This is a genomic window from Paenibacillus sp. FSL L8-0638 (genome assembly GCF_038593075.1).
Taxonomy (GTDB): Bacteria; Bacillota; Bacilli; order Paenibacillales; family Paenibacillaceae; genus Paenibacillus; species Paenibacillus polymyxa_D.
The window spans coordinates 2,167,935-2,179,997 of sequence record NZ_CP151960.1; the positions used below are offsets into that span (position 1 = coordinate 2,167,935).

9 protein-coding genes are annotated in these 12,063 nt (G+C 46.4%); all 9 read left to right on the forward strand.

Going from position 1 to position 12,063, the window contains the following annotated elements:
* Nucleotides 1-11: 11 nt before the first annotated feature.
* The 9 genes from dapG (at nucleotide 12) to MKY35_RS10005 (ending at nucleotide 12,050) form a co-directional block, all read left to right on the forward strand.
* Nucleotides 12-1,229, forward strand: a complete 1,218-nt coding sequence (gene dapG, locus MKY35_RS09965) for an aspartate kinase (protein ID WP_039273594.1) — start codon at nucleotides 12-14, stop codon at nucleotides 1,227-1,229.
* Between the two features lie 39 nt (nucleotides 1,230-1,268).
* Nucleotides 1,269-2,150 (forward strand): 4-hydroxy-tetrahydrodipicolinate synthase, encoded by an 882-nt coding sequence (dapA, locus tag MKY35_RS09970; protein WP_029517033.1) that lies wholly within the window; start codon nucleotides 1,269-1,271, stop codon nucleotides 2,148-2,150.
* A gap of 349 nt (nucleotides 2,151-2,499) precedes the next feature.
* On the forward strand, nucleotides 2,500-4,179 hold the full coding sequence (locus tag MKY35_RS09975; RefSeq protein ID WP_013309942.1) for a ribonuclease J: 1,680 nt from the start codon (nucleotides 2,500-2,502) through the stop codon (nucleotides 4,177-4,179).
* A gap of 229 nt (nucleotides 4,180-4,408) precedes the next feature.
* Nucleotides 4,409-5,257, forward strand: coding sequence for an ATP-dependent Clp protease proteolytic subunit (locus tag MKY35_RS09980; protein WP_029517034.1), 849 nt, complete (start codon nucleotides 4,409-4,411; stop codon nucleotides 5,255-5,257).
* Entirely contained in the window at nucleotides 5,254-5,466 is a 213-nt protein-coding gene (locus tag MKY35_RS09985; protein WP_023988229.1) for a YlzJ-like family protein, read from the forward strand. The genes MKY35_RS09980 and MKY35_RS09985 overlap by 4 nt, the downstream gene beginning before the upstream one ends.
* 103 nt (nucleotides 5,467-5,569) lie before the next feature.
* Nucleotides 5,570-8,248, forward strand: a complete 2,679-nt coding sequence (locus tag MKY35_RS09990) for a DNA translocase FtsK 4TM domain-containing protein (protein ID WP_342446249.1) — start codon at nucleotides 5,570-5,572, stop codon at nucleotides 8,246-8,248.
* A 226-nt stretch (nucleotides 8,249-8,474) separates the two neighbouring features.
* Complete coding sequence (sleB, locus tag MKY35_RS09995) at nucleotides 8,475-9,326, forward strand: spore cortex-lytic enzyme (protein ID WP_342446250.1); 852 nt, start codon at nucleotides 8,475-8,477, stop codon at nucleotides 9,324-9,326.
* Nucleotides 9,327-9,486: 160 nt separating this feature from the next.
* Nucleotides 9,487-10,767: a pitrilysin family protein gene (locus MKY35_RS10000; protein ID WP_342446251.1), complete on the forward strand. Its 1,281-nt coding sequence runs from the start codon at nucleotides 9,487-9,489 to the stop codon at nucleotides 10,765-10,767.
* Between the two features lie 2 nt (nucleotides 10,768-10,769).
* Entirely contained in the window at nucleotides 10,770-12,050 is a 1,281-nt protein-coding gene (locus tag MKY35_RS10005; RefSeq protein ID WP_165147547.1) for a pitrilysin family protein, read from the forward strand.
* The last annotated feature ends 13 nt before the right edge of the window (nucleotides 12,051-12,063 follow it).

Here is a 12,063-nt window from a genome sequence, read left to right on the forward strand (position 1 = left end):
GGGGAAAAATAATGGGTATTTTGGTGCAAAAATTTGGAGGAACCTCGCTTTCCACACCTGAAGCACGTAAACTTGTGTTGGCACATGTGAAGAGGGAGCTGGAACAAAATCTTCAATTGGTTGTTGTTGTGTCGGCCATGGGGAGAAAAGGAGAGCCTTATGCCACCGACACGCTGCTGGATTGGGCGGTGTCTAACGGCGACAGTCTTCCGAAGCGCGAACGGGATTTATTGCTGTGCTGTGGTGAAATTATTTCTGCTGCTACATTATGCAGCCTGATGGAGAAGGAAGGTATTCCTGCTACAGTGCTAACTGGGGCACAGGCGGGCTTTATTACGGATGATCAATACGGCAATGCTCGTATTTTGGATATAAAGCCAGACCGTGTTGTTGAAGAGTTGAACCAAGGCAGAGTTGTCATTGTGACAGGTTTTCAGGGACAAACAGCAGACGGTGATATGACTACCTTGGGTCGGGGAGGCAGCGATACGTCAGCTACTGCTCTAGGTTCTGCTCTACATGCGGATATGGTTGATATTTATACGGATGTGAATGGTATATTGACCGCCGATCCGCGCATTGTGGAAAACGCAAAGCCGCTTACACATGTTAGCTATACGGAGATTTGTAATATGGCTCATCAGGGAGCAAAGGTTATCCATCCTCGTGCTGTTGAAATCGCCATGCAGGCTAATATCCCGGTCCGTGTTCGCTCTACCTTCTCCGAAGGAGAAGGTACGTTAGTTACCCATCCGGAAGGCTTTAAAGACGTGCAGGCAGACATCGTAGACCGTTTCGTGACCGGTATTGCGTATGTTGGCAATGTCACTCAGATTAATGTTGAATTAAAGCCGGGTATGGAGCACTTGCAATTACAAGTGTTCAAATCTATGGCTGAACATGGAATCAGCGTTGATTTTATTAATGTAACGCCATCGGGGGCAGTTTATACTGTGTTCGATTATGATGGAAGCAAAGCGGTTGAAGTATTGAACGGTTTGGGTCTAGAACCTAAGATACTGGCCGGATGTGCTAAAGTTTCTGTCATAGGCGGTGGTATCAACGGGGTACCGGGCATTATGGCGACGATTGTGGAGGCATTGGCAGAATCAGACGTACAGATCCTTCAATCCGCAGATTCCAACACGACGATCTGGGTACTTGTTAAAAAAGAAGATATGGTGCAGGCTGTACGCGCATTGCATAATAAATTTGAACTCCATCAATAGGTGCATGGTCCGGGCTCGGACTTGCAAAAAGGAGGCAGCATGGTGAACTTCGGCAGATTGATTACCGCAATGGTGACACCTTTTGATCAGCAAGGAGAGATTGACTGGACTGCATTGTCCTCGTTGATTGATTATTTAATAGAAGAACAGCATTCAGAGTCACTTGTTGTATCTGGAACAACAGGAGAGTCTCCTACCCTGAGCGATGATGAGAAAATCAAGTTGTTTGCTTTTGTTGTAGAAAAAGCAGCTGGACGATGTAAAATTATTGCCGGGACTGGCAGCAACAATACGCGTCACTCCATTCATCTAACCCGTGCCGCGGAGCAGGCAGGAGCAGATGGTGTTCTACTGGTAGTGCCATATTATAATAAACCGAATCAGGAAGGGATGTATCAGCATTTCGAAAGTATTGCAAACTCCACATCCCTTCCAGCTATACTGTATAATGTTCCAAGCCGTACTGGAGCGAGTCTAACAGCTGAAACAACGCTGCGTCTTGCACAAATTCCAAATATTGTGGGAACCAAAGAATGTGCATCACTTGCGCAGGTTACACAGATTGCAGCGGCAGCGCCAGAGGGTTTTCTGGTTTATTCCGGGGATGATGCTTCTGGGTTGCCTGCTATGGCTGTAGGTGCTTATGGTATTATCAGCGTAGCGAGCCATGTGGTAGGTGCTGAAATGAAGCAGATGATCGATTCACTTGTAGGAGGACACTCGCAGGAGGCAGCAAAGTTGCATCAGCAGTTGTTCCCGATTTTCAAGGGTTTGTTTGGCTGTCCTCATCCTCTGCCTAATCCAGTGGCAGTAAAATATGCATTGGAATTACGGGGGATTAGGGTTGGTTCGGTTCGGTTGCCGCTCATTCCTCCAACTGAGGATGAAGCGGAATTTATTAAGAAATTATTTACCCGCTAAAGACAAATAGGAATGTAGGATATTAATTAATACTAAGGAGTAACCTTGTTAAGGGCAGTCGGTAGGTACAAAACCGATAGAGTTTATTGTCTGACAAGGTCCTCCAGCATGAAGGGCGTTCTTATAGGACGTCCTTTTTGCTGTGCTTTTAACCATGCATGTAGATAAAATGACAGATACTAATGGTTTGAGACAGCAATGGGAAACCTAGCGTAACGAACAGGATGACTTGTTTTTTCGTATTTTAATCATGTATAATGGGGTCAAGTGACTGGGTGCGGTATTTTTTTGAAAATTAAATAACAAATCAAGGTACGACGTCCAACTACCATAGGAGGTTTAGATTCATTTGTCTAAAAAAACAAACAACGATAAATTGATGATTTTCGCTTTGGGCGGCGTCGGTGAAATCGGGAAAAATATGTATGTCGTTCAATACGGCAATGACATTGTCGTGGTGGATTCCGGTCTGAAATTCCCGGAAGAGGACATGCTGGGCATTGATATCGTTATTCCTGATATTTCCTACCTTACAGAGAACCGCGACAAAGTAAGAGGCATTGTGCTGACTCATGGTCACGAGGACCATATCGGCGGTTTGCCTTACGTGTTGAAACATTTGAATGTACCAGTATATGGTACCAAATTGACGCTGGGATTGGTGGAAAACAAGCTGAAGGAAGCGAATTTGCTTGGTGAAACCAAACGTATTTTGATCAATGCTGATTCCGAAATCAAGCTGGGTTCCACACTAAAAGCAACCTTCTTCAGAACCAACCATAGTATTCCGGATTCTGTAGGTGTATGTATTGATACTCCTGAAGGCGCTGTTGTTCATACAGGTGACTTCAAATTTGACCATACTCCGGTGAACGGACAATATGCAGATTTGCAGCGTATGGCTGAAATTGGCACACGTGGCGTACTGGCTCTTTTGTCAGACAGTACGAATGCCGAGAAACCGGGCTTTACACCTTCGGAAAAGAGCGTTGGTATTGTGCTGGAAGACATTTTCCGCAAGTCGAGACAGCGTGTGGTCGTAGCCACCTTTGCTTCTAACGTACATCGTATTCAGCAGGTAATTAATGCTGCTGAAGCAACGGGACGTAAAGTAACAGTTATTGGTCGAAGCATGGTTAATGTCGTAGGCATTGCTTCGGACTTGGGCTATTTGGAAATTCCGGATGGAATGCTGATTGAGCCTGAAGAAGTTGGCAAAATGTCAGCGGACCGTGTAGTAATTCTCTGCACAGGCAGTCAGGGCGAACCGATGTCCGCTTTGACAAGAATGGCTCGTTCCACACATCGAAAGGTTGACATTCTTCCAGGGGATTCAGTCATCATTGCAGCTACTCCGGTACCGGGTAATGAAAAATACGTTGGACGCACAATTGATGAACTGTTCCGTCTGGGTGCCAATGTATATTACAGCGCAGCTAATCCAGGTATCCACGTTTCTGGACACGGAAGCCAGGAAGAACTTAAACTGATGCTGAATCTGATGAAACCAAAGTTCTTCTTGCCAATTCATGGTGAGTTCAGAATGCAACGTCGTCACGCCCTTCTTGCTGAAGGCGTAGGTATTGAGCCTGAAAATATCTTCATCACGGATATCGGTGAAGTCATTGAAATTCAGAATGGCGGAGCACGCAGAGCTGGTAAAGTTACAGCAGGTAACGTACTGATTGATGGACTAGGCGTAGGGGATGTAGGAAATATCGTATTGCGCGACCGTAAATTGCTGTCACAGGACGGTATTTTGGTGGTGGTTGTCACGCTGAGCAAGCAAGACGGAACGATTAAATCGGGTCCAGATATCATTTCCCGCGGTTTCGTTTATGTCCGTGAATCGGAAGGTTTGCTCGATGAAGCGAATCGTATTGTCTCAAGTACACTGCATAAGCTCATGAGTGAAAATGTAAATGAATGGGCTTCCCTCAAGACAAATGTCAAGGATGCACTGGGTCGCTTCTTGTATGAGCAAACTCGTCGCAGACCGATGATCCTGCCAATTATAATGGAAGTGTGATTCAATTGAAATTTGTTCAAAAACCTGAATTAAAAACTTAAGTCACAGGCACACAGTCGCCTCTCTTCCCGCAGGAAATATTGGACGGTTTCCGCGGGAGGAGAGGCTTTTTTGATTTTCTAGGGCAAGGAAAAGAATGGGGGTAGGTATAAAATATTCCATTTACAACCCATACTATAGGGTGACTACGGGTCATATAGATGCGTAAAGCGAAAGGAAGATCACCCATATGGAACAATACAGCAATCTATCATCTGGCAACGAGGAAACGGAAACGCCAGATCAACCAGAAATTGGGCAAAGACCCGCGTTACCTGCTATGGAGGCTTTGCAGCAACTGGGTCAAACCTCCATGCCTGGAGGCGAGTCCAATATTTTTTGCATGACGATTATCGGTCAGATTGAAGGGCATCTCATTTTACCGCCTCAAAACAAAACGACAAAATATGAGCACATTATTCCCCAACTGGTAGCGGCAGAACAAAATCCTCGTATCGAAGGATTAATGATTTTGCTGAATACAGTTGGTGGTGATGTAGAGGCAGGACTGGCTATTGCTGAAATGATCGCATCGATGAGTAAACCAACGGTGACCATTGTGATAGGCGGGGGGCATAGCATCGGTGTGCCGATTGCTGTGTCTTCCACTTATTCCTACATTGCGGAGAGTGCGACGATGACCATTCATCCTATTCGTATGAGCGGCCTGGTCATTGGAGTCCCACAGACTTTTGAATATATGGAAAAAATGCAGGAGCGTGTCGTACGCTTTGTCGTTTCTCATTCTCGTATTACAGAAGAGCAGTTTAAGGAATTGATGTTTAAAACCGGTGAGTTAAACCGCGATATTGGTACAGCGGTTGGGGGAGCCGATGCAGTGAAGTATGGATTGATGGACGCGGTTGGAGGGATCGGAGAGGCTTTAAAACAGCTGAACACCATTATTGAAACGCGGCGTCAGCAAAACGGGAACGCTGGGATCCAACAGCAGGCTCCGTATGCTCCTTTTATTCCCAGTGCCACAGGAACTCCTACAGAGACACTGTCAGGGGAGCATAGCGGGGAGCTATCTCAATGACATTATATACTGTAATGCCAATGGAAATGGTGTGGCAAGGGATGTGGAAAGAGGCTGAGGAGCTTGCAGAGGTTCGAGTAGACGGTCTACTTATGCAGGTACAGCCGCTTGAAAGTCGTCGGGGGATCATTGTACGGTTGTTGGACTGCCCGCTGGAAGCCTACCTGAATCCGCGTTATGGACCCGGTCAAGTCATCGAATGGTCGTAGAAGGTGTCGAATAGTATAGAAATCGGTCATTTACTGCTGAAAAAGAACATATGTGCGGATACCGGGTGACGTGGTATAATATTCTTCTGGGGGGTGACCTTGTATGTCCAGAAGAAGAAAAAGAAAAAAGAAAGCCGCATTTGGCGGAGTTCTAAAATTTGAAATTTACGGCATTGTGCTGATTACATTAGCGGTCATTGCGTTGTCGGGTGAAGCGGCAGTTGGTCGGTCGCTATCCAAGATGTTTGGGCTCGTATTGGGGAAATTCTATTTTGTTATCCCTCTGATTGGCATTTATTATGGTCTGATGGTGATGATTCACCGCAAGTGGCCGAACCAGTGGAACTCGCGTAAAACGGGTTTGCTCCTGTTGGTATTTGCCTTTACACTTATGAGTTCTATTTCATCTATGGAGCAGCGTTTGGGGCCGATCAACGCGCTTCAGCCAGGCGGGGTGATGACCCAGATACATATAGATATGCGCGAGCAGTTGCTGTCGCCTGATCAGCAGGGCCATTCCTCAATGCTGAACAAGGATATCAGCGGGGGTTACGTAGGCGCGTTGCAGCTTACTGTTCTGTTGTGGCTGTTTGGTCTCACGGGAGCTAAACTGATCATGATTGTTATGTTCGTCATTTGTTTCATGCTGATGACCCAACTGTCCTATGTGGATTTGGTGCGGATTGTAAAGACCAAGCTGCTAGCAGCTGGGGGAAGTGTGCGCAAAAAATGGACTGGTAAAGCTACTCCGCTTTCGGCATCTAGCAAAGGTAATGGAAATAGAAAGATCAAGTCTGAGCCGATTCCTGCCTATGAGGAAGACATGGATGATGACTTTGACGAAATGCAGCCTCCTGCACGCAAACAACCGATTTTCTTTCAGTTGTTTGGTCTTAAGAATTCAGATAAAGCGGACAAGGAAGAGCATTCCGTCGATACGGATGAGGATGATCATGATCTTCCATATGAAGCTGAGGACGCGCAGGCTCAGTGGAGAAACGGCAACCAGAGTGAAGAGCTGTCTGACATAGTCGAACACGCTGAGCAGGAAGCTGCAATTCCGGTAAAAAGGTCGCCGATTATTAGGGATTTCTTCGAACAAGTAAAGCATGAGGAAAGAAGACCGGAAGCTGAATTTGGAGAGTCCCTGACAGGGGCAGAGCAGGCAACTTCCATTATTGGCGAATCCCTGGATGATGACTTTGTGGGTGCCAATGCGAATACGGATATGGATGATTCGACTACGATTCAGGGGAGATTAGAAGGTGCCCAGGGACAAGCTCAGACGATTGCAACTGGGGTGGCAGGCGAAGAGGTTGAAGGTACCCATACAGCTATCCCGGCTCCGCCGCCGCCTAAACCGTACAAGCTACCATCGTTTCGTTTGCTTGCTAAACCACAAAATGCAGGCAAAGGTATGGGACAAAAGGATTACATGCAAACGGCACGCAAACTGGAAGCAACGCTGGAAAGCTTCGGTGTGCGGGCGAAGGTGCTGGAGGTTGTCCGTGGCCCTGCCGTAACACGTTATGAAATTCAGCCGGACATTGGAGTGAAGGTCAGCCGTATTGTGAGTCTGACGGATGACATTGCGCTTGCGCTTGCTGCCAAAGATATCCGTATGGAGGCTCCGATTCCTGGCAAATCTGCTATCGGAATTGAGGTTCCGAATAATGAAGTTTCCATTGTAACGATGCGTGAGGTAATGGAGACAACCGTTTTCCAGGAGTCAGCTTCCAGCTTGTCTATTGCATTCGGACGTGATATTGCAGGACAGACGATTGTCGGTAATTTGGCCAAGATGCCCCATCTTCTTGTAGCTGGGGCAACAGGTTCGGGTAAATCAGTGTGTATCAATGGGATCATCACGAGTATTTTGTACAAAGCAAAGCCGGATGAGGTCAAATTTTTGATGGTCGATCCTAAAATGGTGGAGTTGAACGTGTACAACGGAATCCCACATTTGTTGGCTCCGGTCGTGACTGATCCAAAGCGTGCCTCACTTGCATTGAAGAAAATTGTAGTCGAAATGGAAAAAAGGTATGAGTTATTTTCCAAATCAGGAACCCGTAATATTGAGGGATACAATAATTTGATGAAAGATAACCCGGATGCATTTCTGCCTTACATCGTCGTTATTGTGGACGAGTTGGCAGATTTAATGATGGTAGCTGCGGGAGATGTGGAGGATGCGATTGCACGACTTGCCCAAATGGCGCGTGCAGCAGGCATCCACCTTATCATTGCAACGCAAAGACCTTCGGTTGACGTAATTACCGGGGTAATTAAAGCCAATATTCCTTCACGTATTGCCTTCGGCGTTTCCTCGCAGGTAGATTCCCGTACTATATTGGATATGGGTGGAGCCGAGAAGCTGCTCGGACGTGGTGATATGCTGTTCATGCCAATGGGTGCTTCTAAACCAGTCCGCGTTCAGGGAGCGTTCATGAGCGATCAAGAAGTCGAAAATATTGTTAACTACGTACGTGAACAGGGTGAAGCGCAGTATGATGAAACGCTAGTGCCGGAGGTGGAAGAGGTATCGGCTGATGCAGATGAAATGCTGGATGAACTGTACGATCAGGCTGTCAACATCATTTTAGAGGCTAAACAAGCTTCCGTTTCGCTCCTTCAGCGCCGTATGCGGATCGGTTATACACGTGCTGCTCGACTGATTGACTCCATGGAAGCTCGCGGAGTCATCGGCCCTTACGAGGGCAGCAAGCCCCGTGAGGTTCTTATCTCAATGGAACAATATCAGCAAAATAAAGTTAGTTCCTAAGCATTATCTCTATCCAGCACTACATTAAAACGCTGTTCGTTCGCAAGGTAGTTGTTCCAAAATGACAACTCCAAGTGCACAAACAGCGTTTTTTTGTGATGTTTTTTTGAGGTGTGGCGACTACCTGCTGAAAGAAGATTAAAAGGGTGAATAGCTTTAAGCGGAGCTTGTCATAATAAACGTAGCCATCCTGTTAATCCCACAAAAGAAAGGTAGAGCGCAGCATATGAAAAAGACAATGGTCTGGATTTGCACGGGTATCCTCGCAGCCTCGGCTATTACGTACACAGGACTTTTTAAAAATGACTCTGCACAGCAGCAAGCAGAGTCGCTCAGCACACAGCAGAAAGTACAAGCGGCGCAACCATCCGAGCCGACATTCAGCTCGGGAGCGGTTGATTTTGGATCTTACGGTCAGGATGTATATGAGTTGCAATCACGTTTGAAATTGCTGGGTTTTTTTGGCGGGAAAGTGAACAGCCATTTTGGCAGCAGTACACTAAAAGCTGTTAAAGGTTTTCAAAAGGAATTTGGTATCCGTCCCGATGGAGTGGTCGGAGCAAAGACGAAATTAAAGCTGGTGAATGCTACTCCTAACTGGAAACCAACGGAAACTCCTATGCATCGTAACAATCAAGGTTCCGCTCAGGGACAGACAGCGGACAATAATGATAAAGCGGATCAAAATGATGAAACAATGGGATCGGCCAACACCATGGGACTATCTGCAAACGATCTTAAGATTTTGGCTAATGCGGTCTACGGTGAATCCCGTGGCGAGCCCTTTGAAGGGCAGGTTGCCGTGGCGGCGGTTATTTTGAACAGGGTTAAATCACCTAGTTTTCCAAATACACCATCTGGAGTGGTTTTCCAGCCGGGGGCCTTTACAGCTGTAGCAGACGGACAAATCTGGCTTACGCCGAATGAAACTGCACAGAAGGCAGTACGACAGGCGCTGAACGGCTGGGACCCAAGCGGAGGATGTCTCTATTATTTTAATCCAAAAACAGCCACCTCCAAATGGATTTGGACCCGTCCGCAGGTGAAAACCATCGGGGAACATATTTTTTGCATGTAAAACGCCGAAGCAGCCGGGAGCTTGTCTCCGGTTGCTTCTTGGCTTTTGCATGGTTAGAATAAAGATTGGTACACTTTACCTCTTTACAGGAGGACGATTTACAGCAGCTAATGCTAATCAAAGGCTAGACGCCAATTGACGTCACAAAGGAGTTTTGGACTTGAACAAAACAGGTTTCGAGCGTGGCACACGCAGACAACTGAGGATTCATGTACTGCCGACCAAGCGCTTTAAGACGTTTGCTATATCATTGTATGTAGGCACTCCGCTACGGGAGGAAACCGTAACTCGAGTGGGGCTGGTACCTTTCGTTCTGCGCCGGGGTACAGAATCGTATCCGCAGACTACACAATTCAGAGAACAGTTAGAGCAATTGTATGGCGCAGGTTTCGGATTCGATGTGTATAAACGTGGAGATTATCAGATCGTGCAATTTCGCATGGATACGATTAATGACAGCTTTGTAAACAGTCCGGATAGTTTGCTGGATCGTTCGTTTGCTTTCCTTGGAGAAGTGCTGACGAAGCCTGCATTGGAAAATGATGCATTTCAAACTGGATACGTCCAGCAGGAACGAGAAAATGTGCGCAAGAAGCTGGAATCTATAGTTAACGATAAAATACGTTATGCTGGTGAGCGCTGCATGGAGGAAATGTGCAAAGATGAGCCTTATCGTCTGCACCCTCTTGGTCAACGATCTGATCTGGACAGCATAGATGCACAGAGCTTGTATGAGGCTTATGGAGAATGGCTGAATCATGCCAGCATGGATTTATACGTTGTGGGAGATACGACGCTAGAAGAAGTTGAGAAGTTTGTTGATCGCTATTTTCAATTGAACCGTTCAGCGGAAGCAGGGTATGTTCCGGAACAGTCCAAGTCGGTAGAGCGTGATGTTCAAACTGTTGTAGAACGTCTTGATGTGAACCAGGGCAAGCTCAACATGGGATTGCGGACCCCTATTACGTATGGTGACGATCGCTATGCATCCGCTCTGATGTACAATGGCATTCTGGGCGGGTATCCGCATTCAAAGCTGTTCGTTAATGTAAGGGAAAAGGAAAGTTTGGCGTATTACGCTTCATCGCGGTATGACGGGCATAAAGGGATTGGTACGATTCAATCTGGTATTGAAATTCCTAATTATGAAAAAGCGGTTACTATTATCCGCAAGCAACTGGAAGATACGCAAAACGGAGCGATTACTGAGCTGGAAATGACCCAAACGCAGGCGATGATTCGCAACTTGCTGAAGGAGATGCAGGATTCCGCTTTTGAGATGATCGCCTATGATTTTAACAGACAGCTTTCCGGTAAAGAGCGGACGGTAGATGAGCTGCTGAGTCAGGTGGAGGCAGTCAAGGTGCAGGATGTTCAGGATGCCGCCCGGACGTTCCGACTGGACACTATTTATTTCTTGAGAGACCAGAAAGGGGAATAACGGTGGAGCATATACCTTATGAGCATTTGCAGGAAACGCTGTACTATGAAGTAATGGATAACGGCTTACACGTTTATGTGTTGCCCAAACCGGGTTTTCAGAAGACGTACGCCACATTTGCGACTAAATACGGCTCGGTTGATAATCATTTCCGCGTAGAAGGTCAACAGCCCGTAAAGGTGCCGGATGGCATAGCCCATTTTTTGGAGCATAAAATGTTTGAAGAGCCTGAAGGAGATATTTTTGCTACCTTTTCCTCTAATGGTGCATCGGCGAACGCATTTACGAGCTTTGATCAAACCGTATATCTGTTTTCGGCAACTGAGCGTATTCAAGAAAATTTGACCACGCTGGTCAATTTTGTTCAACATCCTTACTTTACAGATGAAAATGTAGAGAAGGAAAAAGGCATTATTGGCCAGGAAATCAATATGTATGAAGATAACCCCGATTGGCGGAGTTACTTTGGTCTGATCGAGGCGTTGTACAAGGTCCATCCGGTGCATATTGATATCGCAGGTACGATTCAATCCATCAGTACGATTACAAAGGAAACGCTGTACAGTTGCTATGAAGCTTTCTACCACCCAAGCAATATGATTCTTTTTGTAGTGGGAGGAGTGGATCCAGCTGAAGTAATAGAGCTGGTACGTAACAATCAGGCCAAAAAGGACTATAAGCCGCAGGGAGAGATTGAGCGGATTTTCGACGATGAACCCACTACAGTTGCAGAACCACGTCGTGAGGTGAAGCTGGCCGTTTCTCTGCCAAAGCTACTGTTTGGATTCAAGGAGGCTGAAGTAGGCTTAACGGGTGAAGAATTGCTTCGTCATGATCTGGAAACCAAGCTGATGCTTGATCTCCTATTTGGTTCCAGTACACAACTGTATCAAAAGCTCTACGATGAGGATCTGATTTCGGACAGTTTTGGCCATGAGTACAATAGTACGCAGCAATATGCATTTTCCGCAATCGGTGGAGATACCAAAGACCCGGATCGGCTGTTGGCGAGAATACGTGAAGAGGTGGAGTCCATCCAGAAGCAGGGCTTCGCAGCAGAACATTTTGAACGGGCACGCAAAAAGAAAATCGGTGGTTATCTGCGTACACTCAATTCACCAGAAAATATTGCGCATGAATTTACAAGACATCGCTTCCGGGGCAGTGATTTTTTCCAACTGCTTCCGGTTTATGAAAGTATTACGCTTGAGGATGTAAATCGCCGTCTGAAAGATCATATCCAGTGGGATCAACTCGCAATATCACTAGTGGTGAGTCCGTAATGTCCAGGGAGAG

Coding starts and splice junctions, on each gene's coding strand:
- dapG (WP_039273594.1), top strand. CDS start 12: ATGGGTATTTTGGTGCAAAAATTTGGAGGAACCTCGCTTTCCACACCT.
- dapA (WP_029517033.1), top strand. CDS start 1,269: ATGGTGAACTTCGGCAGATTGATTACCGCAATGGTGACACCTTTTGAT.
- MKY35_RS09980 (WP_029517034.1), top strand. CDS start 4,409: ATGGAACAATACAGCAATCTATCATCTGGCAACGAGGAAACGGAAACG.
- MKY35_RS09985 (WP_023988229.1), top strand. CDS start 5,254: ATGACATTATATACTGTAATGCCAATGGAAATGGTGTGGCAAGGGATG.
- MKY35_RS09990 (WP_342446249.1), top strand. CDS start 5,570: ATGTCCAGAAGAAGAAAAAGAAAAAAGAAAGCCGCATTTGGCGGAGTT.
- sleB (WP_342446250.1), top strand. CDS start 8,475: ATGAAAAAGACAATGGTCTGGATTTGCACGGGTATCCTCGCAGCCTCG.